The following is a 24,833-nucleotide window of genomic DNA, read 5'->3' as shown; positions in this document are numbered from 1 at the left end:
CTCTAGCGCTGGGTGCCGCTGGAGAGGCGGCCCTGTTCGCGCCGGTTCTGGGCCTGCTCGCGCAGGGCGCGCTGGCCCAGCGACTCCTCGCTTTGCCGTTGCCGCTGGTCGTCCTGGCGTGTCAGCTCGCGCTGCTGCCGCCATGCGTCGCGTTGCAACTGCTGCTGTTCGCGCCAGGCCAGTTCCTGGTCGCTCGGGCCGGGGCGCTGGGGCTGCCAGGTGCCGTTGCGCTGCGCCTGCTCCCGCAGCGCACGTTCGCCCAGGCTTTCCTGGCTCTGCCGGATCTGGGCGTCCTGCTGGCGCGTCAGCTCGCGCTGCCGGCGCTCGTGTTCGCGTTGCATCTGCCATTGTTCCCACTGCGCCCGCTCGATGGCGCTGTAGTCGGACGGCGGGCCTGACCCTGTTCCTGTCCAGGTTTCGGTCCGGGTGGTGACGGTCGGCAACTGCGCCCAGGCGGGCGCCAGCGCCAGCACCAGCAGGCTGGCGACTGGCCAGGGCAGCATGCGTGCCCGGTATTTGCGTGGTTTCAGCGTTGTGCTCATAGGTGTCTCCATCTGTGCGCCCGGCGCATTTCAACACCCTACTGTACGCAAAGCGAAAAACAGCGTCGGCAACCCGGACGCTGGACGGGGTGGGCTGCTTCGGCAGTTTTTACCAGGGCCAGTCAGTGTCGATCCGGTTTTTCGGGTCCTTACATAAGAAATACGCTGTGGGCCCTTATTCCACGGGCGCAAGCAGCTATTTAATTAATAGCAATTTGCCATCATACGCAATGTGCGACGATTGCCCCCATGCAAAATTTCTGGCCTTCCAGCGGCTTCCGCCAGCTTCAGATCACCCCGCGGGGCTGGCTGGCCCCCACCGACGATTACCTTCGCCTCTTCCTGAACCGCCCCGAACTGGCCCTGGTGCCCGAGTCCTGCGCGGCTGAGCATGCTTTGCACGCGGCCCTGCTGGCCGCACCGTCGGGGCAGGTGGCCGAGGCGGAATTGCAGGCCCTGCAGGACCCAGACGCCCGCGAGAGTTACGGGCTGTTTCTGCGCTTTCGCGATGGGCTGCTGGCGGCCGGCACGCTGGAGGCTTATTACCTGGGCTTGTTCCGCAGCGGCAGCATCGCTATTCCGCCGCTGTTCATCGACCTGCTGGCCCAGGCCATCCTGCGCCAGGTGCTGGACGACGCCACCGATGCCTACGAGGTGCGTGCTGCTGAAATGTTGTTCCGCGTCCAGCGCATCAGCACGCAGGACGGCCAGGTGCTGGCCGGCGACCGTGATGTGCTCGACATGTTCAACGAAACCGGCGGCCTGGGCGACTTTGGGCGTTTCCTGGCGGAAGCGCAAGCGCCGCTGCGCAGCATCAACATGCAGGTGCTGTCGGACGATAACGCGCCCGACTACTGGCCCGCCAGTGACCGCCACAGCTTTTTGCTCGACCTGACCCATGAAATCAGCAACGACCTGAGCCACGGCCTGGTATTCACCATGACGCGCGCCCGCTCGGGCCTGACCGCGCTGGCGCGGGTGCTGGAGAAATGGGTCGCCCATTTCCTGGGTGTTGCTGTCAGCGTCAAGCCTCTGCAGAAAATTGAAGATGAGGCCTGGCGCTGGCATGTGGGGCTGGACGTGGAAGCGACGGCGCTGCTCAATGACCTGTACGAGGGCAGGGAGGTGGAGGCCGGGCGCATGCAGCGCCTGCTCAGCCTCTTCAGGCTGGATTTTGCGGAGCCGCAGGAGATGCGCGCCGATGTGGCCGGCAAGCCGGTCTACCTCGGCCTGATGATGAATGCCGAGGACGTGTTGAAGCTGAAACCGCAGAATCTTCTGCTGAACCTGCCGCTGAAGGGGGCGATGTAAATCGGGTCCGGACGGCCGCTTGGCCCCGCACGGACCCGACCGCGGCGCGGTAGCTTAAAATGTCGGGTTCTGCCAATTTTTAATCCGGAGTCTTCCATGTCCAAAAAAATCCGCGTCGAAGCCGACATCTGCGCACCCAAGCCCGTTCCCGCCCCCGGCATGACCCGCACGGCCGGCCGCGGCCAGAAGATCAGCCTGGAGCGCGGCACCTGGACCCGCAGCAAAAAGAACCCCGGCAAGCGCCCGCACAAAGGCGGTTAAGCCGTTCGCGGCAACACCTTCCCTCATGATCCACTGAGGGGGGTCGATTGCAGCAAGCCCCGGCTCGCGGGGCTTTTTTCTGCCCGCCGGCGGCAAGGGGCTGAAGAAATGGCCGAGGCGTCAGGATGACAGGCGAAATTGGCCACTGGCCCGCAATGGGCGGGCGGGAGCAGCTATCAAAAGCATAGTGAATCCACCCGCTCGTGGCGCCTTTACATATTGCGCCGGTACTGCCCGCCGACTTCAAACAGCGCATGGGTGATCTGCCCCAGTGAGCAGACGCGCACCGCGTCCATCAGTACCTCAAACACGTTGCCATTGGCAATCACCGCCTGCTGCAGGCGCTTGAGGGTGGCCGGCGCTTCCCTGGCGTGGCGCTGGTGGAAGTCCTGCAGACGGGCCAGCTGGTTCCGCTTTTCCTCGTCGGTGGAGCGCGCCAGCTCCAGCTTGTCCTGTACCGCGTCGCCATGCGGGTTGCGGAAGGTGTTGACGCCGATGATGGGCAGCTCGCCGGTGTGTTTGAGCATTTCGTAGTGCATCGACTCGTCCTGGATGCGGCCGCGCTGGTAGCCGGTTTCCATGGCGCCCAGCACGCCGCCGCGCTCGGCGATGCGCTCAAACTCTGAGAGGACAGCTTCTTCCAGCAGCTCGGTCAGCTCCTCGATGATGAAAGCCCCCTGGGACGGGTTTTCGTTTTTCGCCAGGCCCCACTCGCGGTTGATGATGAGCTGGATCGCCATCGCGCGGCGCACCGACTCTTCGGTCGGCGTGGTGATGGCTTCGTCAAACGCGTTGGTGTGCAGCGAGTTGCAGTTGTCGTAAATCGCGATCAGTGCCTGCAGCGTCGTGCGGATGTCGTTGAACTGGATCTCCTGCGCGTGCAGGCTGCGGCCACTGGTCTGGATGTGGTACTTGAGCTTCTGGCTGCGTTCGTTGGCGCCGTATTTTTCCTTCATGGCCACAGCCCAGATGCGGCGCGCCACGCGCCCCATCACCGTGTATTCGGGGTCCATGCCGTTGCTGAAGAAGAAGGAGAGGTTGGGCGCGAAGTCGTCGATGTGCATGCCGCGCGCGAGGTAGGCTTCGACAAAGGTGAAACCGTTCGACAGCGTGAAGGCCAGCTGGCTGATCGGGTTGGCCCCGGCTTCGGCGATGTGGTAGCCGCTGATGGAGACGCTGTAGAAATTGCGCACGCGGTTGTGCACAAAATACTCGGCAATGTCGCCCATGACTTTCAGGCTGAACTCGGTCGAGAAGATGCAGGTGTTCTGGCCCTGGTCTTCTTTCAGGATGTCGGCCTGCACCGTGCCGCGCACGTTTTCCTGCACCCATTCGCGGATCTTTTCCAGCTCTGTCGGGGTCGGGTCGCGCCCGTTGTCCTTTTTGAACTTGTCGATGTTCTGGTCGATCGCGGTGTTCATGAACATCGCCAGGATGGTGGGCGCCGGGCCGTTGATGGTCATGCTGACAGACGTGCTGGGGCTGCACAGATCGAACCCGTCGTACAGCACCTTCATGTCGTCCAGGGTAGCGATGCTGACGCCCGAATTGCCGACCTTGCCGTAAATGTCGGGCCGCAGGTCAGGGTCGTTGCCGTACAGCGTGACCGAATCAAAAGCCGTGCTCAGACGCTTGGCGGCCATGCCCTGGCTCAGCAGCTTGAAGCGTGTGTTGGTGCGGAACGCATCGCCTTCGCCGGCAAACATGCGGGTCGGGTCTTCGCCCTCGCGCTTGAAGGCAAAGGTGCCGGCTGTGTAGGGGTAGCTGCCCGGCACGTTGTCCAGCATCAGCCACTTGAGGATTTCGCCGTGGTCCTCGTATTGCGGCAGCGCCACCTTGCGGATCGTGGTGCCTGAAAGGGATTTCGTGGTCAGCGCCGTGCGAATCTCCTTGTCGCGGATCTTCACCACGTATTCCTCGCCGGCGTAAGCCTGCTGCATGTCGTGCCACTGGGCCAGCAGCTGCCGCGCATCGCTGTCCATGCGGGCCTTGCGTTTGCCTGCAAGGTCCAGCGCGGCCTCGGCGGCGGGTGCGCGGTCTGGCTTGTCGATCTTCAGCATGGCGGCCGCGGCCTGCAGCTGCTGCACTTCGCGCGCCAGCCGGGCCTGTTCGCGGGCGCGCTTCTTGTAGCCGCGCACGGTGTCGCTGATCTCGGCCAGGTAACGCGTGCGCGCGGCAGGCACCACCGGCGTCTGGTTGGTACTGTGGCGCACATTGACCGTGGGCAGGGCACCCTCCGACAGTGTCAGCCCAAGTTCTGCCAGGCGCGGCTTGAGGGCCTGATACAAGGCGGTGACGCCGTCGTCATTGAACCGCGCGGCCATGGTGCCGAACACCGGCATCTGGTCGGGGGCCGTGCCCCAGGCTTCCTTGTTGCGCTGCACCTGCTTGGCCACGTCGCGCAGGGCGTCGAGCGAGCCCTTGCGGTCGAACTTGTTGATGGCGACAAACTCGGCAAAGTCCAGCATGTCGATTTTTTCGAGCTGGCTGGCGGCGCCAAATTCGGGGGTCATCACATACATCGGCACATCGACATGCGGCACGATGGCTGCATCCCCCTGGCCGATGCCTGAGGTTTCGACCACGATCAGGTCAAAGCCCGCTACCTTGCAGGCGGCAATCACCTCGGGCAGTGCCTTGCTGATCTCGCTGCCGAACTCGCGTGTGGCGAGTGACCTCATGAAAACACGTTGACCCCCGTCGCCGGGCCGCCCCAAGACGGGGACGGCCCCCTCGGGGGGCAGCGCAGCTCCCGAAGGGACAAGCGTGGGGGCTTGTGAGCTCCAGGGACTGATGGCGTTCATGCGGATGCGGTCACCGAGCAGCGCGCCGCCGCTCTTGCGCCGTGAGGGGTCGATGCTGATGACGGCCACGCGCAGCTGGTCGTTCTGGTCCAGCCGCAGGCGGCGTATCAGCTCGTCGGTCAGCGAGGACTTGCCGGCGCCCCCGGTGCCGGTGATACCCAGCACCGGTATCTTTTTAATAGCAGCCTGCGCTTGCAATGCCTCGACCAACGCCGGATTGGCTTTGTCATTTTCAAGCGAAGTGATGAGCTGCGCCAGCGCGCGCCAGGCCATTTCGCCATGGCCTTCGATCGCCTGCAGGTCGGTGGGAGCGAAACCGGTCAGGTCCTTGTCGCAGCGCATGACCATTTCGCCGATCATGCCGGCCAGGCCCATTTTCTGGCCGTCTTCGGGGCTGTAGATGCGCGAGACGCCGTAGGCATGGAGCTCGCGGATCTCGGGCGGCACAATCACGCCGCCGCCGCCGCCGAAGACCTGGATGTGCTCGCCGCCGCGACTCCTGAGCAGGTCGACCATGTACTTGAAGTATTCGACGTGGCCGCCCTGGTAGGAACTGATGGCAATGCCCTGCGCGTCTTCCTGCAGCGCCGCGGTGACGACTTCGTCCACACTGCGGTTGTGGCCCAGGTGAATGACTTCGGCGCCCATGCCCTGGAGGATGCGCCGCATGATGTTGATGGCCGCGTCATGGCCGTCAAACAGCGAGGCAGCGGTGACAAAACGCACTTTGTGCGTGGGGCGGTAGCTGGCAAGGGCCTGGTATTCGGCGGACAGATCGGTCATGGCGGCGCTCTCTGGAGGGTTGTCTCGTGGCTGGTGTGAAATTATTCGATCTTCAGTCCGGCCAGCGCCGGATCGTCAGGCGGGTAGCGCAGGTCCAGCGACTTGAGTTTGTCGCGCACCAGCGTGGCCACCATGAGGTTGCGGTGGGTCTTGGAATCAGCGGGCACCACCGTCCAGGGCGCCCAGGCGGTGCTGGTCGCCCCCAGCAGCGCCTCGTAGGCCGTCTGGTAGTCGGCCCACTGCTTGCGGACCTCCAGGTCGCCCATGCTGAACTTCCAGCGCTTGGTCGGGTCGTCCACCCGCTCCTGCAGGCGCTGGCCTTGTTCCTCGAAGCTGATGTGCAGCATGAACTTGAGGATCACCGTGCCGGTTTCTGCCAGCAGGCGTTCGAACTCGTTGATGTGGGCAAAACGCTGCGCGGTCTGCTCCGGGGTGATCCAGCCCTTCACCACCGGTACCAGCACGTCTTCGTAGTGGCTGCGGTTGAAAATCATGGTTTCGCCCGCCCCGGGCATCTGGCGATGGATGCGCCACAGGTAGTCGTGCGCCCGCTCTTCCTCGCTTGGCGCTTTCCAGCCGACGGTATGCACGCCCAGCGGGCTGGTCCGGCTGAACACGGCGCGAATCGTGCCGTCCTTGCCGGAGGTGTCGGTGCCTTGCAGCAGGACCAGCAGCTTGTAGCGCTTGTCGGCGTAAAACAGGTCTTGCAGGCCGTCCAGCTCCATGGCCAGGGCTTCCACGGCGGCCTTGTCGTCGGCTTTGGCCCCGCTGGAAAAGGGCTTGGCCGAGGGCTGGAGTCCGGACAGCCCAAACGGCCGGCCCCGCCCGGTGGTGGGCGGTTGCCAGGGGGCCAGCAGGGCCGCGCGCTTGCTGTTGCCGTTGGACATGGCTGTCTCCGTGTGGGTGATTGACGTTTACGTAAACGTCAATCTTACCGTTTTTTCAAAACAAAGGGGGCGCCTGCGCGCCCCCTTTGTTTGCTCACAGCTGGGCGCCGCTCGCTTATTTGTACAGCAACTGCGGCAACCACAGGCCAATGGCCGGGAACTGGTACAGCAGGATGATGGCCAGGATCTGGATGCCCATGAAGGGAAGCATGCCCAGGAAAATCTGGTTCAGTGTCACATGTTTGGGTGCCACGCCCTTGAGGTAGAACGCGGCCATGGCCACCGGCGGGCTCAGGAAAGCCGTCTGCAGGTTCAGCGCCACCAGCAGGCCGAAGAACAGTGGATCGACGCCGAAGTTGTCCAGCAGCGGAATGAAGATGGGCATGAAGATCACGATGATCTCGGTCCACTCCAGCGGCCAGCCCAGAATGAAAATGATCGCCTGGCTCATCACCAGGAACTGCGTCTTGCTCAGGTTCATGCTGAGCACCCAGGTCTCGACCAGCTCCTGGCCCCCCAGCAACGCAAACGCCGCCGAGAAAATGGCCGAGCCGACAAACAGCCAGCACACCATGGCCGAGGTCTTGGCCGTCAGGAACACCGACTCCTGCAGCACCGACAGCGTCAGTCGCCGGTAGGCTGCTGCCAGCAAAAAGCCCCCCAGCGCGCCCATCGCGGCCGCCTCGGTCGGCGTGGCCAGGCCCATGACGATGGAGCCCAGCACCGCAACGATCAGGATCATCAGCGGGAAGAAGGACGACAGGAGCATCTTGAAGATCTCCAGTCGCGCAAAACTCAGAAACAGGTAGAACATGGCCACCAGCGCGCCGAGGATCGCAAAGCAGACCCACCACCAGGTCGGTGCATCACGTGTGGTGGCGCCGGCCGGTGTGTTGTCCGCCGTGGCGGATGACGCAGCCGGAGGCTCGGCCACCGCCGCTGCGGCCGGTCCGGACGATGCTGCTGCTGTGCCGGCGGGCTCTTGCACGGCGCCGGACGGCGGCTCCTTCACATCCCCGGATGGTGGCTCTTTTACGTCGCCCGATGGGGGTTCCTGCAAGCCGCCTTCGGCGGGCGGTTCCTGCAGACCCTGGCTGGGGGGCTCCTGCAAACCGCCGGTGTCCTTGGCGCGCTCCGATGAATTCGAGCCGATCTGCTGGATGTCATAAACCGCTTCGGCCTCCACGGTGGTCACCGCGCGATAGCTGGTGACCAGCACCAGCAGGAAAAGCAGGCCCGGCAGCACCACAATCGCCAGCTGCCGCATCAGATGACCCATGGGCACATCGGTGTTGCGCTTGCCCTTCATGGCGCCGATCAGGCTGGTCAGTGCGTGGCTGGAGGTGTCAGTCGTCAGGCGCTGTGTCAGCGGCGGAAGTGTGACCACACGGTCCGCTGCCGACAGGGGCGGTGCCCACTTCGGTTTGAGCTTGGCGACCAGGACCACATAAAGGATGTACAGGCCGGTCAGCATCAGGCCCGGAAAAAAGGCGCCTGCGTAGAGCTGGACAACAGAAACACCCGCGGTGGCACCATAGACGATCAGCAGCACCGACGGCGGGATCAGGATGCCCAGGCAGCCGCCGGCGGTGATGGAGCCTGCCGCCAGCGGCACGCTGTAGCCGGCGCGCAGCATCGCCGGCAGGGCCAGCAGCCCCATCAGGGTGACCACGGCGCCAACGATGCCGGTCGCGGTCGCAAAAATCGCGCAGGTGACCAGGGTGGCGACCGCAAGGGAGCCCGGTATCCGGGCCATGGCCAGATGCAGGCTCTTGAACAGTTTCTCGATCAGGTTGGCCCTCTCGACCAGGTAACCCATGAAGACAAACAGCGGCACGGCAATGAGCACGTCATTGGCCATGGTTTTGTAGGCCGCCTGAACCATCAGGTCCAGCGTTTTGGTCGCGTCCCGGTTGTAGGCGAGCCAGGTGAAAATCATGCCCATGCCCATCAGCGTGAACGCCGTCGGGAAACCCAGCATGATGGCCGTCACGACCAGCGACAGCATCAGCAGCCCGAGGTGGCCATTGGTGATTTTTTCGACGCTCAGCAGCAAGGCGCATGCGCCGATGATCACCACGGCCATGAAAGACAGGCCAAACCAGAGTTCTTTGCGGATTTTCATTTGCCGCTCTCCTTGAGGGCCAGCTCGCGCTCGAGGGCGGCCATGTCTTCGTCCTTCACATGCACCATGGCCTTGAGTTGCTCGACGTTGACTTCCTCGACGTCGCCGTCACGCGCCGGCCAGGCGCCTGTCTGAAGGCAGAGGATGCAGCGGATGATCTCGACCACGCCCTGCAGCAGCAGCACACTGCCAGCCAGCGGGATCACGAATTTGAACGGGTACAGGGGCAGGGCGTCGGCAGAAAAAGTCTGTTCGTTGATGGCCAGGGATTCCTGGAAATAAACCCAGCCGGCCCAGGTCAGTGCCACCACGCCGGGCAGGAAAAAGATCAGGTAAAGCGTCAGGTCGATGACGGCCTGCGTGCGGGGCTTCAGGAAGCCGTACAACACGTCGCCGCGCACATGGCCGTTCTTGCTCAGCGTGTAGGCGCCGGCGGTCATGAACAGCGTCCCGTAGAGCATGATCTGTGCGTCAAGCACCCAGGCGTGAGGTTTGTTGAGCGCATAGCGGGAGAACACCTCCCAACTGATCAACAGGGTCAGCAGTACCACGCTCCACGCGAAGGCTTTACCTATCCAGGTGGAAAAACGGTCCACCGACAACAAAACTGATTGCATTTCAACTCCAGGCACGACGTTGCGTGGTTGCAAAAAACAAAAGGGGGCACCGGGATGGGTGCCCCCCTTCAGGTCACAGGCTGATCAGGCCTTCTTGGCGTTTCGGCCAAAGTAGTGGTTGAACGCCATCTTGAAGTCGACGGTGTAGTCGTTCTGCCACTGGCCGGCGCGCTGGGCAAAGGCCTTTTGCGACTCCAGCACTTTCTTGAACATCGGGTTCTCGGCGGATTTTTTGGCAATGGTCTTGTCCCACGCTGCCAATTGGGCGCGCAGGATGGCGTCCGGCGTCTTGTAGAACTTGATGCCCTGTTTTTTCAGTGCCTCATAGTCTTCCGAATTGCGCGAGATGGCTTTCCAGCTCATGTCGGCACTGGCCGCCTGGACGGCGTAGTCGATGATGGCTTTCTGCTCGGCAGGCAGCCCCGCCAGCTTGGTCTTGTTGAACAGGATCTCGAACTGCTCGCCGCTCTGGTGGAAACTTTGCAGCATGCAGTTTTTGGCCACGTCGGGGAAACCCAGGATACGGTCAGAAGTTGCGTTGTTGAATTCGGCTGCATCGATCAGGCCGCGGTCCAGGGCCGGAACGATTTCACCGCCGGGCAAGGGGTTCACCGCCGTGCCCATTTCGGTGAACACGTCCACCGCCAAGCCGACCGTGCGGAATTTCAGACCCTTCAAGTCCTCGACTTTGGAAATGGGCTTCTTGAACCAGCCCAGCGGCTGTGTGGGCATCGGGCCATACAGATAGGACTGCACGTCAAGGTTCAGGCTCCTGTAGATCTCGTCGACCAGGGCCTTGCCGCCGCCGTAGTTGTGCCAGGCCAGGACCATGTTGGCGTCCATGCCGTAACCCGGACCGGAGCCCCACAGAGCCAGCGCGGAGTTCTTGCCGTACCAGTAAGCGACCACACCGTGGCCGCCGTCGAGTGTGCCCTTGCTGACAGCATCAAGCAGCTGGAAGGCGGGCACCACGGCGCCGGCGGGCAGCACGTCAATCTTGAGCTTTCCGCCGGCCATGTCGTTGACCTTCTTGGCAAAGTCATTGGCGTATTCGTGAAAGATGTCCTTGGCTGGCCAGGTGCTCTGAAAGCGCAGCGTGGTGGCGGTTTGCGCGGTTGCCAGCATCGGTGCGGACATGGCACCGGCGCCAGCGGCGACGGCTGCGCCCTTGAGCAGGCTGCGGCGGCGAGGGGTCTTGATATCGGTCATGGCTTGTCTCCTGTTGTAAAAATAACGTTAGCGCACTATCTTTTGTCATCGACGCTTTGCACGTAAGAGGGTTTTTACCAACGGCCCGTCGCAGATTGCGCCTAATTGGGGTGAAACTGTTTATCAGGGCTCTCTCAAATGCTGTTTCGTCAGCTTTTCGTCAAGCTTCGTAGCCTTCGCGTGGCCACTTCCCCAGTAGGTGCGCCAGACGAGCGTTATGAATCATTTTGGCCTTCAGCCCTTATCTGGCGGGTGCGAGAAGCTATAAAAAAGAGAGCAGATAGAGCCGAGGTCCCTCTTTGCGGCAGAAGGCCCTGAGGTTCTAAACTTGTCATGCAGGCCGGTCGGCCTGTCGCCTGCCCCCGTACGGAAGCCTGCCATGACACCTGTTCAGCTTTTTGACCCAGCCTCCAGCACCTATACCTACCTGCTGTTTGACCCGTTCACGCGCGAGGCCCTGATCATCGATCCGGTGGACCAGCAGGTCGATCGCGACCTCGAGGTGTTGCGCGAGCACCAGCTCACGCTGTTGTGGACCGTGGAGACGCACGCCCATGCCGACCACATCACCAGCGCCGGGCAGCTGGCGGAACACACCGGCGCCCGGACGGCGGCACCGCAAGGCTGCGGCATTGCCACGGCCGCCCGGCAGCTTGGCGATGGTGAGGTGTTGCAGGTCGGCGCAGAGCAGGTTCGCGTGTTGAACACCCCGGGGCACACGGCCGGCAGCGTGAGTTACCTCTGGCGCAACCATGTGTTCACCGGCGATACCCTGCTGATCAACGGCTGCGGCCGCACCGACTTCCAGTCCGGCAGCGCAGAAGACCTCTACCAGAGCATCACCGGGCGGCTGTTCACGCTGCCGGACGACACCGTGGTCTGGCCGGGTCACGACTACCAGGGCCGGACCCATTCAACGATTGGTGCCGAGAAGGCCGGCAATGCCCGCATCGCGGGAAAAAGCCTGGCCGGGTTTGTCGCCACCATGGCGCAGCTCCAGTTGCCGCGGCCCGCGCGCATGGACGAGGCGGTCCCCGCCAACCAGAGTTCCGGCATGGGGGCCGGCCGTCACGATGCCGGTGGGGCCGACGCGCTCCAGGTTCTGCCGGCCGAGGGTTATGCCGGCAATGTGTCGCCCGAGCTGGCCTGCCAATGGTGGCAGACGGGCCAGGCGGTGCTGGTCGATGTGCGCACCGACGCGGAGCGTGAATGGGTGGGTTTTGTGCCTGGGGCGGTGCCGCTGGCCTGGAAACAGTGGCCCGGCATGGTCATGAACCCGCAGTTCGACCAGGGTCTGCAGGCCGCCGTGCCGGCGGGCCAGAAGGCTGTGCTGCTGTGCCGCAGTGGTGTGCGTTCGATCGCCGCCGCCCGACGCGCCACTGAACTGGGGCTGGAGGCCTACAACATCCTGGAGGGCTTTGAGGGCGACCCGGATGCGCAGGCACATCGCGGTGCACGCGGTGGCTGGCGTTATCGCGGCCTGCCGTGGCGGCAGCAATAGAGCCCCCACGCTCCCCACGTCGTGTGGTCGCTGCCCCCCCGAGGGGGCGCTGCGCCTGCGGACTGGCAAAGCCAGATCCGCGGCCCTTGTTGGTAAAGAGAACGTGCCCCCTGCGCTTGTGGTTCGTGTCCTGCGCTGCGCCTGCGGGCCGGCGGAGCCGGACCCGCGGCCCCTGCTTGAAAATACAAGCGCCGAGACCGCGAGACAGCGCGGCTGGGTTCCCCTAAACTGGCTGCATGAACAATGACAGTCTGCTCAAGCGCATTGAATCGAAACGCGACGAGGTGGTTGCGCTCACCCAGGACCTGGTTCGCATTCCCACCATCAACCCGCCGGGGGACGCTTACGAAGCCTGCGCCCGCCTGCTCGGGGAGCGGCTGAGAAAACGGGGCTTTGCCGTCGAATACATCCGGGCCGACGGCGCACCGGGCGACCGCAACTCCCATCCTCGCATCAATGTGGTGGCCCGCTACGAAGGCGCACCGGGTGGCGAGTGTGTTCACTTCAACAGCCACATCGACGTGGTGGAGGCCGGGTCCGGCTGGACCACCGACCCGTTCGGCGGCGAGGTCCGGGACGGCAAGGTCTACGGCCGCGGCACCTGCGACATGAAGGGCGGATTGGCCTCCAGCGTGATCGCCTGCGAGGCGATTCTTGAAGAAGGCCTGCCCTTTGCCGGCGCGCTGGAAATTTCCGGCACCGTCGATGAAGAGTCGGGTGGCTTCGCGGGTGTGGGCTACCTGGCCGAGCGTGGGTACTTCACGAAGCCGCGCGTGCACCATGTGATCATCCCCGAGCCGCTCGGCGTGGACCGCATCTGCCTGGGTCACCGCGGTGTCTGGTGGGGCGAGGTCGAAACCCTGGGCCGCATCGCCCATGGCTCCATGCCTTTTCTGGGCGACAGCGCGATCAACCACATGAGCGCCTTCCTCCATCTGCTGGAAACGCAATTGCAGCCACGCCTGTCGCAGCGCCACACGGCCGAGCCTGTGGAGCCCCCCGGCGCGCGGGTCAGCACACTCAACATCAACAGCCTGCATGGCGGCCAGGTCGAGCAGTTGTTCTCCATGGACGCTTTGAGCCGGCCGACCGGTGACTTGCCTTCGCCGGTGGTGGCACACTCCTGCCGCGCCGTGCTGGACCGGCGTTTCATTGCCGAGGAAAACCTGGAGGCCGTGAAGGCCGAGATCGTGGCCATGCTCGACGAGCTCAAGCGCAGCCGGCCCGGGTTTGACTACGGCATCCGGGACATCATGAGTTTTGTGCCGACAGCCACGCCCAGGGATGCACCGGTGGTGCTGGCCACCGCGCGTGCGATCGCCCGGGTACTGGGCCGCGATGCCAGCTACATCTCCAGTCCGGGTACTTACGACCAGAAACACATCGTGCGCACAGGCAAGCTCGATGCATGTATCGCCTACGGTCCGGGCATCCTCGATCTTGCGCACCAGCCTGACGAATATGTGGGCATCCAGGAGCTGGTGGACAGCGCGAAGATCATGGCATTGGCCGCTTTGAGCCTGACCAGTGGTGGCCAGGCAACATCAAAGTAATACCAAGGTAGTGATTTAAGACAATCGCTACACCCGAATCCGACTTTCCGGGGCCGACCCCTGTCAATGTTGACAGGGGGGGAACCCCCGATTTTGTCAAATTCATCTTCAATGGTGGTACTTTTTCACAAGGTAACCACCATGCACGCTCAACTTCTCGAAAAACTTCCTGCACAACTCGTAACAAAAACTGTTGTCAACCCTGGCCTCTCGCCGCATCTGCAGCAGCGTATTGCGCGCGAATTCACACCGCGCTGGCAACAGCAGTGGGGCGGCAAGTTTGTTCTTCACGGCAGAACCGCCGGTCCGGATGCCGTCCGTCTTGACGGCAACGATTACCTCAGCGTGACCGGGCATCCCGACATCGTCAGCGCCCAGGTGGCAGCCTTGCGCAATGACCGGGAGTTCGTGATCCAGTCCGGCGTGTTTGTACATGGCGAGCATCCCGCCCGGACACTGGAAAAGTCCCTGGCCCAGTGGGTCGGAAAGGAAGACGGGTTTGTCTGCCAGTCCGGCTATGCCGCCAATGTCGGCTTGCTGCAGGCCATTGCCGATCCACAAACCCCGGTGTACCTCGACACCCTGGCGCACACCTCGCTGTGGGAAGGTGCACATGCGGCGCGCGCACCGGCGCATCCGTTTCGCCACAACGATCCGGCCCACCTGGACCGGGTGTTGTCGCGGCACGGGCCGGGCGTGGTGGTGGTCGACTCGGTGTACAGCACCACCGGTGCCCTGTGTCCGTTGCGCGAGATGGTGGAAGTGGCCGAGCGCCACGGTTGCATGATCCTGGTGGACGAGTCGCATTCGCTCGGCACCCACGGACCCGGTGGCGCCGGCCTGTGCGCCGAACTCGGTCTGACGGACCGGGTCCATTTCATCACAGCCAGCCTGGCCAAGGCCTTTGCCGGGCGCGGCGGTTTCTTCACGGCGCCCGCTGACTTGCGTTACTACATCCTCAGTTCCAGCTACCCCAATATCTTCAGCTCCTGCCTGCTGCCCCACGAGATTGCCGGCCTCGGCGCCACGCTCGCCGTGATCGGCAAACGCGACGAACAGCGTCGGCGTCTGCGGGCCCATACGCTGCGGCTGCGCGGCAGCCTGTCTGACATGGGCTACCCGATCCACCAGGGCACGGAGCAGATCATTTCCCTGGAGGCCGGCACCGAGCCCGACACCATGGTGCTGCGCGACCATCTGGAGGAGCGCGGTGTTTTTGGCGCTGTGTTCTGCGCCCCCGCAACCAGCCGCAACCGGGCCATGGTGCGCCTGACCCTGCATGCCGGGCTGACCGATGCGGAACTCAGCCACGTGGAGGCGGTGGCGTACGAGATCGCGCCACTGGTCAAGCCCTGGGACTGGCCGATTGCGCGTCGGGCGAGGACGGCTGAAACGAATTGAGGCCGGTGCCGGCGGGGCGCCTCAGTCCCGCACGGTGCGCCGGCCGTGTTTTTTGAGCCAGTGCTTGTAACCGGTCAATCCCGGCGGACTGGCGGCCAGCTCGACCGGAAACAGGGCCCCCAGCAACGTGCCTTCGTGGCCGATGGAAAAAGCCGGAATCAGCCGCGCCGGTCCGGGTTGTCCCAGGGCTTGCTGAAGCTCAAGGTCGACCAGGTGGCGACCGGCCCGGATGTCTTCAGCGGCAGCCGCCTTCAGGCCCTGGGACTCAGCCAGCTCTGCCAGGTCGGCCAGGCCCGCGGCAGACTCCAGCTGCAGCCAGCTGGCCCGTCCGTCCGCGTCCATGCCCAGGACGCCGAAGGGCTGGCCAATGACCACATGTTCGACCCAGTGGCTGCTGGCCAGGCTGGCCAGCTGGCGGGCCACCGACGGCACCTGCAGCAGCGCGTGCTGGGGCTGGGTCAGTGCGGCGCGCCAGATCTGCGAATGACGCATTTGTGGCTGCGCCAGCATGCGCTGGATGACGGTGATCAGGTGCTGGGAAATGTCGACGGTCTGCTTGGCAATGAACTGGTCGATCAGCCCCCGGTTGAAGGCGCTCACCGCCACATGTTCGTCGGCCTGTCCGGTCAGCAGCACCCGGCCACCGGGCCAGTCTGTCAACTCGCCCAGAGCCTGCAGGCCATCCATGCCGGGCATGGCGTAGTCGAACACGCAGACCCGGGCCAGTCCGAAACGTTCGCTATGGCTGGCCCAGTAGTTCAGGACTTGCGGAATCAGCGGTCGACCGGCCCGCCAGCGTTCGATCATTTCCTGCTGCGTCCATGCGTCGGCCTCCCACAGCGGAGGTTCCTGTTGCAGCTGGTTGATGCAGGTCTGCGGCCGCAGGTACAGCTTGACGTGCCACTGGCGCGGCAACACCATCGCCAGCATCTCCAGATAGGCCGGGTCATCGTCAAGAAAAACGATGGCGCCCGGGCGGTGGAACAGGGGAAAACTCATGAATGCGCGTCGGGTTGGGTTACCTGAGAGTCGGAAGCTCGATGATGAAGATGGCGCCGCGCCCGGGTTCCGACTTCACCCGGATGGTGCCGCCGGAGCCCTCGACGACCTGCTGGCAAAAAGCCAGTCCCAAGCCGTGACCGGTGCCCCGATCGGTCGAGAAAAATGGTTCGAAGATGCGGGCCTGCAATTCAGGCGCGATGCCGGTCCCCTGGTCGGTGACGATGATGCGTCCGTAGCCGTTGAGCACCCCGACTTCAATGCGCAGGTCGCCGGGTTTGGGGGCGGAACTGGTAGCCGCCAGCGCTCGAAAGGCGTTTTTGAGCAGGTTGTTGATGACCTGCGCGAACAGCCGGTAGGACGACTCGAAGGAGAAGTCCTTGCGCAGCACCAGCACCACACTTTCACGCTCCCGTGAATTGCGATAGGGGTAGTCCTTGACCACATTGCGCAGCAGTGCGGCCGCGGCCACGGATTCCCGGTGTGTCGGCAGCCGCAGCAGGCGGGCGTTGGCAATCTGTGTGTCGATCTGCTGGTTCATGTTGCGCACCAGGGTGTGCAGTCTGACGACCAGCTGGTCCAGCCGCTCTCCGCCACCGGGCTCCTTGACCTGGCGGCTTTCATTGCGCACGGCGTCGCCGATCAGCGACATCGTGGCCAGCGGCGTGCGCAGTTCGTGCGCCATGATGCCCATGGTGGTCAGCGTGTGTTGCAGGTGCTCGCGCCGCAGGTTGGCTGATGACAGCCCCAGCAACAGCGCACTGGCCCAGCTGAACGCGATGACAACAGCGTTGATGGAAAACTGCTGCTCGCTCAGGGGAAGAACGGCGGGGCCGAATGCCTGAAACAGTGCCCAGGCCAGCAGAGCGCCGCTGACCGTCCCCAGAGTGGCCGCACGCCAGTCGGTCACGTGGTAATAAATCAGCACCATGGCGCAATAGCTGGCCAGCCAGACAGTGTTGCCGTTGTTGCAAAGATACATCCAGCTGAAAAAGACCGGCAGCTGGATCCAGAAAACCACGGAAAAAATCCGTGCCGAGAGTTTGCTGGAGGGATCGTTGGTGATGCTCTCCGAGATCAGCAGCAGGCCCAGCGTGCCCATGACAGCGCGAAGCGCGGGGCTCTCGTAAGGCTGCGGCAACCACTGTCCCCAGATCCATCCAAACAGGGGATGCCCCACCAGCGTGAACAGTCCGAGCCAGCGCAGACGCCAGCGAGACGGGTGCAAAATGAGCACCAGCTGCTCCTGGAGCAGTTCAGTCCTGATTCGCTTACTCCACAGCCGCACCCACGCGCCGGGGCTGATCCACAGCGTGCGAATCATTTGTTTGATCCTGGCGGGTACTCCGGAAGTCATGCTTAAATTTTCGAACATATCACAATACATTGTCACAGTTCCGGAGCAAAAATGACGATGCGTCCCCCTGTCAACTTTGACAGTATTGCGCTGGACAGCATGTTGAGTGACTGGATCTCCGCATTGCGCGAATATTCCGTCGAGGCGGTGGTGGTGCTGAGCCCTGACCCGTTTGGCCAGCGGCAGGACCGTCTGGTGGCGGCGGTCCATCCGCCCCGGTTTATCGACGCTGCGCTGGCGCTGGCAGAAAGCCAGGACTTCGGTGCGCCGTGGCGCGAGTCAGATGCCTCCCTTGTGGCCTGGCAGCACATTGGCAAGGCGGAGGCCGGCAACACCAGCCGCTGGCGCCTGTTGTGGCTGGCCCACGGCTTTCAGAGCGTGGTGCGCATCGAGTTTCCCCTGCCATCAGGGCGGGCCTTCGAGTGTTTCATTTTCAGCCCACGGCAGTTTCACGACCGCGCCGAGGCTGCGGCGCTGGTCTGGTCGGCCCTCAATATCTGGCCCTTGTTCAAGCGCACGATGGCTCAGGCCAGCAGTCCGCTGAGTCCGCGCGAGGGCGAATGCCTGGCGCTGGCCTTTGAAGGCCTGACGGCACGCCAGACCGCTGAGCGCATGCATTGCGCCGAACGTACCGTGAACTACCACCTGTCCAATGCCATGGCCAAACTCAAGGTGGACAACAAGATGTCGGCGATTCAGCGCGCCTGCTGGCTCGGCGTGATCTGAAGAATGTCCTGCGCCACCTCTTCGTAGGCCTGCGCCAGTTGCAGGACCGCCCGGTCGCCGCGCGGTTTGCCGATCAGCTGCAGGCCCATCGGCAGGCCCTGCGAGTTGAAGCCCGCCGGCACGCTGATGCAGGGCAGGCCGGCGAAGGTGGCGTAAATCACCACCTCCATCCAGCGGTGGTAGGTGTCCATGGTGTGACCGTTGATCTGCCGGGGCCAGCGTTCGCCCGCATCGAAAGGCCACACCTGCGCCGCAGGAAGGGCCAGAAAGTCGTACCGCTCGAACAGCGTGAGCATGTGCTGATAAAAGGCGGTGCGCTGCGCACTGGCTGCCGAAAAGCCGCTGGCGCTCAGGCCCTGGGCCTGGTCGTATTCCCACAGTGCTTCCGGCTTGATCTTTTCGCGGTTGCTGCCCTGGATCAGGAACGGCGCAATGCGCGAGGCGACCAGAGCCCGCCGCCACACCAGCCAGGCCTGCCAGACCCGGTCGGCGGGCGTGCCCAGCGCCGTGGGTTCGACCGCACAACCGAGCTGCTCGAAGCGCCGCAGGGCCTGCCCGCAGGTGTCCAGGATGCCGTGCTCCATCGGCAGGTAGGCGTCGAGGTCTCCCAGCCAGCCAATCCGTAGCTGGGTGGTGTCCAGCGCGGGCAGGGTCAGAAACTGGGCGCCATCTTCGGCGATCGACAGCGGTGAGCGCGCATCCCAGCCGGCCTGGATGCTGAGCAGCCGGGCGACATCCTCGACGGTGCGGCCCATCGGGCCCTCTGTCCCCAGCTGGCTCAGCCAGGCGTCCTGCACCGGCCACATCGGCACACGGCCCTGGCTGGGCCGCAGGCCAAACACGTTGTTCCAGGCGGCAGGGTTGCGCAGGCTGCCCATGAAGTCGCTGCCGTCGGCCACCGGCAGCATGCGTGTGGCCAGCGCCACTGCTGCCCCGCCGCTGCTGCCGCCCGCGCTTTTTGAGGGATCGTACGCGTTGCGCGTGACGCCGAATACCTCATTGAAGGTGTGCGAACCCAGGCCGAACTCGGGGGTGTTGCTTTTGCCGATCACGATGCAGCCGGCGGCCTTCATGCGGGACGCCATGAGCCCGTCCTCCCGGGCGACAAACTCCCGCATCAACGGTGAGCCCAGTGTGGTGGGCAGACCCTGCACGGCGGCCAGGTCCTTGATGGCCTGCGGCATGCCGTGCATCCAGCCCATGCTGCCGGTGCGCGATTTGCCGGGCGCCAGCTGTGCATCGCGTTCGTCGGCCTGCGCCAGCAGCGTGCCCGGTTCCTGCAGGCTGACCAGCGCGTTGTGAATCGGATTGACCTGGGCGATGCGCTCCAGGTAGGCCTGCATCACTTCGCGACAGGAGACCTTGCGTGTATGGATGACGCTGGACAGTTCGGTGGCGGACCATGCGGTGACCGGGCCGGCGGGCTGTGTGCTGATTTTCATATGGCTTGAATATTGCATCAGAACTGTGGTTACATTACAAAGCAGCTTGTGATTGCTGCCTGACTCTCCCCAACTCTTGTTGCCAAGGAAAAATTGTCATGAAACGTCGCTCCCTTTTCACCCTGGCCGCTTCGGTGGCCCTGGTTTCCGGTTTGCTGTTGCCGCCTGCGGCCCAAGCCCAGGCAAAGACGCTCAGGGTCGTGCCGCATTCGAACATCACCATTCTGGACCCGATCTGGACCACCGCCTTTGTGACCCGCAATCACGGCTACATGATTTATGACACGCTGTTCGGGACCGACCTGGCCGGCAAGGTCAAGCCGCAGATGGTGGACACCTGGAGCGCTTCCAAGGACAACAAGGTCTGGACCTTCACGCTACGTGACGGCCTGGAGTTCCACGACGGCAAACCCGTCACCAGCGAGGACGTGGTGGCATCGCTCAAGCGCTGGGCCAGCCGCGACAGTTTCGGCGGCGTCATGGCCAAAAGCCTGGCGAGTTACGAAACCCCCAATGCCAAGACCTTTGTTGTGAAGTTCAACCAGCCCTTTGGGGTGATGCTCGAGGCGCTGGGCAAACCCTCGTCGAACGTGCCCTTCATCATGCCTGCCCGCATCGCAGCCACGCCCGGCAGCGAGCAGATCAAGGAAAACATCGGCTCCGGCCCCTACAAGTTCGTCACGGCCGAGTACAAGCCGGGCGAGAAACTGGTGTACGTCAAGAACGACAAGTACAAGCCGCGTGCGGAGGCGCCGGACGGCACCACCGGCGGCAAGGTGGTGTACCTGGACCGGGTCGAGTGGATCATCATCCGCGATCCGCAGACCCAGTTCAATGCGCTGATCGCCGGTGAGGTCGACATCATCGAGCAGCCCGCCTTCGAGCAATACGCTTCGCTGAAGGCTGCCAAGGATGTGCAGATTGTCGATGCCCAGCCGGCCGGCCTGCAGTACATTTTCCGCTTCAATCACCTGCATGCACCGTTTGACAACGTGAAGATCCGCCAGGCGGCCATGGTGGCGATGGGTCAGGAAGCTTTCCTGAAAACCCAGGTGGGTGCGCCCGGCATGTACAAGTTCTGCAAGAGCATTTTCCCGTGCGGAACGCCTTATGCCAGCGACAACACCGGCATCTACACCGGCATGGCCAATCCGGCCAAGGCCAAGCAGATGCTGGCCGATGCCGGTTACAAGGGCGAGCCCATCGTGCTGATGCGGCCGACCGACCTGGCCTCGATTGCCAAGCTGCCGCTGGTTGCCAAACAACAGCTCGAAGCTGCGGGCTTCAAGGTGGACATGCAGCAGTCCGACTGGGCCACGCTGCTGGCCCGCCGCGCCAAGAAAGATGCACCGGACAAGGGCGGCTGGAACGCCTTCATGACGGCCTGGACGGCCGGCGACATCCAGAACCCGCTGACCATGGCCATGCTCAACGCCACCGGCGACAAGGGCTGGTTTGGCTGGCAGGATGACAAGGTCATTGAGGAGCTGAAGGTCAAGTTCGCACAGGCCGGCACCGAGGCCGAGAAGAAGAAACTCGCCGAGCAGTTGCAGCTGCGTGCGATCGAGACCGCCACCCATGTGCATCTGGGCCAGTACAACAACCCGGCGGCCCTGCGCTCCAACATCTCCGGGCTGGTGCCCGGTGGCGCGCAGGTGTACTGGAACATCAAAAAGAACTAAGGCCCCCACGCTTGTCGCTTCGCGAGCCTTCGGCACCTCGCTGCCACTTGCACGAAGAAGAGGGGCGCTGCGCCTGCGGGCCGGCAGAGCCGGACCCGCGGCTCCTGTTTGAAAGGAGAGACCACGTTCGTTGGTCTCGTCTTCGATGCTGAGATTCCTGCTCCAGCGCCTGCTCGCGACCATTCCGGTATTGCTGGTCGTGGCCGTCGTGGTGTTCCTGATCCTGCGGCTGACGCCGGGCGATCCGGCCGCCGTGATTGCCGGCAACAACTCAACCAACGACGACATCGAAAAGATCCGCGAGACCCTGGGCCTGAGCAAGCCGCTGCTGACCCAGTTCTGGATCTGGTTCAGCGGTGTCTTGCAGGGTGATCTCGGTTACTCCTTCTACCTGAACAAACCCGTCACCGACCTGATCATCCAGCGGCTGGAGCCAACGCTCAGTCTGGCGGCGGGCACGCTGGTGCTGGCGGTGCTGGTGGCGGTGCCGCTGGGCACCATCGCTGCCTGGCGCATGGGGGGCTGGCTGGACCGGGTGTTATCGGGCTTTTCGGTGGCCGGGTTTTCGATTCCTGTGTTTGTCACCGGTTACCTGCTGATTTACATCTTTGCGGTGCAACTGGAGTGGTTCCCCGTGCAGGGCTACCGCCGGCTGTTCGGTGCCGATGGGCAGGGCGTCTGGGCCTGGGCGCGCCAGCTGGCCTTGCCCTGGCTCACGCTGGCCATGATTTATGTGGCGCTGATTGCCCGCGTCACCCGCGCCAGTGTTTCCGAGGCGCTGACCGAAGACTACATCCGCACGGCCCGGGCCAAGGGCCTGACCGAATCGGCCGTACTGATGCGGCATGCGCTGGCCAATGCGGCGGTGCCCATCGTCACCGTGATTGGCATCGGCGTCGCGCTGCTCATAGGCGGCGTGGTGGTCACTGAGACGGTGTACTCCATTCCCGGCCTCGGCTCGCTGACGGTGGACGCTGTGCTGAACCGCGACTTTCCGGTGATCCAGGGGCTGGTGCTGTTTTTCAGCCTGCTTTATGTGGGCGTGAACCTGCTGGTGGACGTGAGTTACCTGTTTCTGGACCCGAGGATCCGCTACTGATGCAGTTCTGGCAACTTCTTTCCCGGCGCCTCTGGCGCAACAGCGCTTTCCGCTTCGGCGTGGGGGTGCTGGGTGTGTTGCTGGCGCTGGCCGCGTTGGCGCCCTTTCTCGGCACGGTGGACCCGGCGGCCATGGACTCGGCGCATATCAACACCGCTGCCGGGGTGCGCGGCGAGTTTGCGCAGCTTGACGGCACGGTGGTGGCGCACACCTTCTGGATGGGCGCTGACAACTTCGGCCGCGACATTTTCAGCCGCGTGTTGTACGGCACGCGCACCTCGCTGCTGGTGGCGGCTTTTACCGCAGCGGTGGCGATTGGCGTGGGTGCCCTGCTGGGCATGCTGGCCGGCTACTTTCGCATGGTGGATGCCGTGCTGATGCGTTTCATGGACGGACTGATGGCCATACCGGCCATTCTGCTGGCGATTGCACTGGTGGCGGCGCTGGGCGCGCAGCTGTGGACCGTGGTGGTGGCCATTGCGATTCCCGAGATTCCGCGCGTCACACGCCTGGTGCGGGCCATGGTGCTGACCCTGCGCGAAGAGCCGTTTGTGGAAGCAGCACGCGCGCTGGCCACCCCCACACCGGTGATCCTGTGGCGGCATATTTTGCCCAACGCCATGGCGCCGCTGATCGTGCAGGGCACTTTTGTGGCGGCCTCCGCCGTGCTGACCGAAGCCATCCTGAGTTTTCTCGGCCTGGGCCTGCCGGCCGACATCCCTACCTGGGGCAACATCATGGCCGAGGGCCGGGTGCAGTTCACCCAGTACCCGGGCAATGTGCTGTTCCCCGCGCTGTTCCTGGTGCCCACGGTGTTGGCCATCAACCTGCTGGGTGACGGGTTGCGCGATGTGCTGGACCCGAAATTTTCGAAACGTACTTCATGACCGACAACCTGGCACCTGTCCTGGTCATCGACAGACTGCATGTGGCTTTGCCGCCCGGCAGTGACCGGCCCTATGCGGTGGAAGACATCAGCCTGAGCATCCATGCCGGCAAAACCCTGTGTGTGGTCGGTGAGTCAGGTTCCGGCAAATCGGTCATGGCCACGGCGGTGATGGGTCTGCTGGCGAGCGAGCTCCAGCCCGGCCCGGGCCGCATTGTGCTGCAGGGCGAGTCGCTGCTGGAAGCTTCGGACCCGCGTCTGCGCGCCTTGCGCGGCCAGGCCATGGGCATGGTGTTCCAGGAGCCGATGACCGCGCTGAACCCGGTCATGACCTGTGGCGACCAGATTGACGAGCTGCTCAGGCAACACACCGACTGGGGCGCGAAGCGGCGCAGTGAAGCGGTGCTGGACATTCTTCGGCGCGTCAAGCTGCCGGAACCCGAACGCATGATGCGCAGCTACCCGCACCAGCTTTCGGGCGGTCAGCGCCAGCGCATCGTGATTGCCATGGCCGTCATCTTGCAGCCTGCCCTGCTGATCTGCGACGAACCGACCACCGCACTTGACGTCACCACGCAAAAGGAAATCCTCCGGCTGATCGAGGAGCTGCAAGCGGACCTGTCGGGCGGCCACCGCTGTGCCGTGCTCTTCATCACGCACGACATGGGTGTGGTGGCCGAGATTGCCGATGACGTGCTGGTCATGCATCAGGGCAGGGCGGTCGAATACGGCACGCGTGATGCGGTGCTGCAGACACCGCAGGCCGACTACACCAGGATGCTGCTGGCAGCCGTTCCCAGCATGACACCGCCGCCGGCCCGGCCGGCGCCGCAGGGTGCGCCCTTGCTGCGCGGCCAGGAGGTCAGCAAAACCTACAGCGCCCGTGACTGGCTGGGCCGCAGCCGGTTGACCCATGCGCTGAAGGCTGCGTCGGTGGCCGTGTCGGCGGGTGAGACCGTTGGCATTGTGGGCGAGTCCGGATCGGGCAAGTCGACGCTGGCGCGCTGCCTGATCCGGCTGATCGACCCGACCGGTGGCCAGGTTTTGTGGCGCCAGGATTCGCGGGGCGGGGACGATGCCCTGCTCGACGTGGCCCGGTTCAGCGAAGGGCGGCTGCGGCCCTTGCGCAGCCAGGTGCAGGTGGTGTTCCAGGACCCGAATCGCTCGCTTAACCCGCGCCGCAAGGTGGGTGATTCCATCATCGAAGGCGCCATGAATTTCGGAGCCACCCGCGCCGAAGCCATGAAGCTGGCGGCCATTTTGATGGAAAAGGTCCGGTTGCCCGCCGAAGGCCTGCAGCGTTACCCCAGCCAGTTTTCGGGCGGGCAGCGCCAGCGCATCGCGATTGCCCGCGCACTGGCTTGCCGGCCGCGTGTGCTGGTGGCCGACGAAGCGGTCAGCGCTCTTGACGTGAGTGTGCAGGCGCAAATCCTGAAACTGCTGCGCGAGATCCAGACCGAACTGGGCCTGGGCATGCTTTTCATCACCCACGACCTGCGCGTGGCGGCGCAGCTGTGCGACCGCGTCATCGTCATGCACCAGGGCGAAATTGTGGAAGAGGGCCCGACCACCGATCTGTATGCGAGCCCGCAACACGACTACACACGCCGGCTCTTCGCGGCCGCGCCCGGAGCGATATTTTGAAAAG

Annotated in this window: 19 protein-coding genes and 1 pseudogene; 11 read left to right on the top strand and 9 right to left on the bottom strand. The window is 63.9% G+C overall.

Features of this window, described 5'->3' with window-relative positions; all coding sequences use genetic code 11:
* Positions 1 to 2: 2 nt before the first annotated feature.
* Positions 3 to 542 carry a hypothetical protein gene (locus PSV33_RS06075; RefSeq protein ID WP_300559853.1) on the bottom strand — a complete coding sequence of 180 codons (540 nt, stop codon included), beginning with the start codon at positions 540 to 542 and terminating at the stop codon, positions 3 to 5.
* A 249-nt stretch (positions 543 to 791) separates the two neighbouring features.
* Between PSV33_RS06075 and PSV33_RS06070 the strand changes: the two genes are divergently transcribed.
* Positions 792 to 1,853, top strand: a complete 1,062-nt coding sequence (locus PSV33_RS06070) for a DUF6352 family protein (protein WP_300559851.1) — start codon at positions 792 to 794, stop codon at positions 1,851 to 1,853.
* A 96-nt stretch (positions 1,854 to 1,949) separates the two neighbouring features.
* A complete protein-coding gene (locus tag PSV33_RS06065; protein ID WP_168173476.1) occupies positions 1,950 to 2,114 on the top strand; it encodes a hypothetical protein in 165 nt (54 codons plus the stop codon).
* A gap of 212 nt (positions 2,115 to 2,326) precedes the next feature.
* Here the strand turns inward: PSV33_RS06065 and icmF are convergent, their stop codons facing one another.
* The 5 genes from icmF to PSV33_RS06040 all read right to left on the bottom strand — a co-directional run bounded on the left by icmF (position 2,327) and on the right by PSV33_RS06040 (position 10,539).
* The gene (gene icmF, locus PSV33_RS06060) at positions 2,327 to 5,701 is read right to left on the bottom strand and encodes a fused isobutyryl-CoA mutase/GTPase IcmF (protein ID WP_300559849.1); all 3,375 of its coding nucleotides are present in this window, start codon (positions 5,699 to 5,701) and stop codon (positions 2,327 to 2,329) included.
* Positions 5,702 to 5,742: 41 nt separating this feature from the next.
* On the bottom strand, positions 5,743 to 6,588 hold the full coding sequence (locus PSV33_RS06055) for a PPK2 family polyphosphate kinase (protein WP_300559847.1): 846 nt from the start codon (positions 6,586 to 6,588) through the stop codon (positions 5,743 to 5,745).
* A 115-nt stretch (positions 6,589 to 6,703) separates the two neighbouring features.
* Positions 6,704 to 8,713 carry a TRAP transporter large permease subunit gene (locus PSV33_RS06050; protein WP_300559845.1) on the bottom strand — a complete coding sequence of 670 codons (2,010 nt, stop codon included), beginning with the start codon at positions 8,711 to 8,713 and terminating at the stop codon, positions 6,704 to 6,706.
* Positions 8,710 to 9,330, bottom strand: a complete 621-nt coding sequence (locus PSV33_RS06045; protein WP_300559843.1) for a TRAP transporter small permease subunit — start codon at positions 9,328 to 9,330, stop codon at positions 8,710 to 8,712. The genes PSV33_RS06050 and PSV33_RS06045 overlap by 4 nt, the downstream gene beginning before the upstream one ends.
* 84 nt (positions 9,331 to 9,414) lie before the next feature.
* Positions 9,415 to 10,539, bottom strand: a complete 1,125-nt coding sequence (locus PSV33_RS06040; protein ID WP_300559842.1) for a TRAP transporter substrate-binding protein — start codon at positions 10,537 to 10,539, stop codon at positions 9,415 to 9,417.
* A 379-nt stretch (positions 10,540 to 10,918) separates the two neighbouring features.
* On the opposite strand from PSV33_RS06040, the pseudogene PSV33_RS06035 reads away from it, so the two are divergent.
* The 4 genes and pseudogenes from PSV33_RS06035 to cqsA all read left to right on the top strand — a co-directional run.
* Positions 10,919 to 11,596 (top strand): annotated as a pseudogene (locus tag PSV33_RS06035) (MBL fold metallo-hydrolase); the annotation flags it as partial.
* Positions 11,594 to 12,040 carry a rhodanese-like domain-containing protein gene (locus PSV33_RS06030; RefSeq protein ID WP_300560041.1) on the top strand — a complete coding sequence of 149 codons (447 nt, stop codon included), beginning with the start codon at positions 11,594 to 11,596 and terminating at the stop codon, positions 12,038 to 12,040. The pseudogene PSV33_RS06035 and the gene PSV33_RS06030, both read left to right, overlap by 3 nt.
* 236 nt (positions 12,041 to 12,276) lie before the next feature.
* Complete coding sequence (locus PSV33_RS06025) at positions 12,277 to 13,593, top strand: acetylornithine deacetylase/succinyl-diaminopimelate desuccinylase family protein (protein WP_300559840.1); 1,317 nt, start codon at positions 12,277 to 12,279, stop codon at positions 13,591 to 13,593.
* Positions 13,594 to 13,734: 141 nt separating this feature from the next.
* Positions 13,735 to 14,994 carry an alpha-hydroxyketone-type quorum-sensing autoinducer synthase gene (gene cqsA, locus PSV33_RS06020; RefSeq protein WP_300559838.1) on the top strand — a complete coding sequence of 420 codons (1,260 nt, stop codon included), beginning with the start codon at positions 13,735 to 13,737 and terminating at the stop codon, positions 14,992 to 14,994.
* A gap of 21 nt (positions 14,995 to 15,015) precedes the next feature.
* Here cqsA and PSV33_RS06015 read toward each other — a convergent pair whose 3' ends face one another.
* Positions 15,016 to 15,993 (bottom strand): response regulator, encoded by a 978-nt coding sequence (locus PSV33_RS06015; RefSeq protein WP_300559836.1) that lies wholly within the window; start codon positions 15,991 to 15,993, stop codon positions 15,016 to 15,018.
* Between the two features lie 19 nt (positions 15,994 to 16,012).
* The gene (locus PSV33_RS06010) at positions 16,013 to 17,350 is read right to left on the bottom strand and encodes a HAMP domain-containing sensor histidine kinase (protein ID WP_300559835.1); all 1,338 of its coding nucleotides are present in this window, start codon (positions 17,348 to 17,350) and stop codon (positions 16,013 to 16,015) included.
* Positions 17,351 to 17,401: 51 nt separating this feature from the next.
* Here PSV33_RS06010 and PSV33_RS06005 point away from each other — a divergent pair, with 51 nt between their 5' ends.
* Entirely contained in the window at positions 17,402 to 18,076 is a 675-nt protein-coding gene (locus PSV33_RS06005; RefSeq protein WP_366945585.1) for a helix-turn-helix transcriptional regulator, read from the top strand.
* Here the strand turns inward: PSV33_RS06005 and PSV33_RS06000 are convergent.
* Complete coding sequence (locus tag PSV33_RS06000) at positions 18,046 to 19,518, bottom strand: amidase (protein ID WP_300559833.1); 1,473 nt, start codon at positions 19,516 to 19,518, stop codon at positions 18,046 to 18,048. The two genes, PSV33_RS06005 and PSV33_RS06000, sit on opposite strands and share 31 nt — an antisense overlap.
* Positions 19,519 to 19,616: 98 nt before the next feature.
* On the opposite strand from PSV33_RS06000, the gene PSV33_RS05995 reads away from it, so the two are divergent.
* From PSV33_RS05995 to PSV33_RS05980, 4 genes are all read left to right on the top strand, one after another.
* The gene (locus PSV33_RS05995; RefSeq protein WP_300559831.1) at positions 19,617 to 21,200 is read left to right on the top strand and encodes an ABC transporter substrate-binding protein; all 1,584 of its coding nucleotides are present in this window, start codon (positions 19,617 to 19,619) and stop codon (positions 21,198 to 21,200) included.
* Between the two features lie 145 nt (positions 21,201 to 21,345).
* Entirely contained in the window at positions 21,346 to 22,299 is a 954-nt protein-coding gene (locus PSV33_RS05990) for an ABC transporter permease (protein ID WP_300559830.1), read from the top strand.
* Positions 22,299 to 23,186 (top strand): ABC transporter permease, encoded by an 888-nt coding sequence (locus PSV33_RS05985; RefSeq protein ID WP_300559828.1) that lies wholly within the window; start codon positions 22,299 to 22,301, stop codon positions 23,184 to 23,186. Before PSV33_RS05990 ends, PSV33_RS05985 begins: the two co-directional genes overlap by 1 nt.
* Positions 23,183 to 24,829 carry an ABC transporter ATP-binding protein gene (locus PSV33_RS05980; RefSeq protein ID WP_300559826.1) on the top strand — a complete coding sequence of 549 codons (1,647 nt, stop codon included), beginning with the start codon at positions 23,183 to 23,185 and terminating at the stop codon, positions 24,827 to 24,829. The genes PSV33_RS05985 and PSV33_RS05980 overlap by 4 nt, the downstream gene beginning before the upstream one ends.
* The last annotated feature ends 4 nt before the right edge of the window (positions 24,830 to 24,833 follow it).

Source organism: Polaromonas sp., assembly GCF_029945895.1.
Classification (GTDB): domain Bacteria; phylum Pseudomonadota; class Gammaproteobacteria; order Burkholderiales; family Burkholderiaceae_C; genus Polaromonas.
This window is presented reverse-complemented; position numbering and strand designations above follow the sequence as displayed.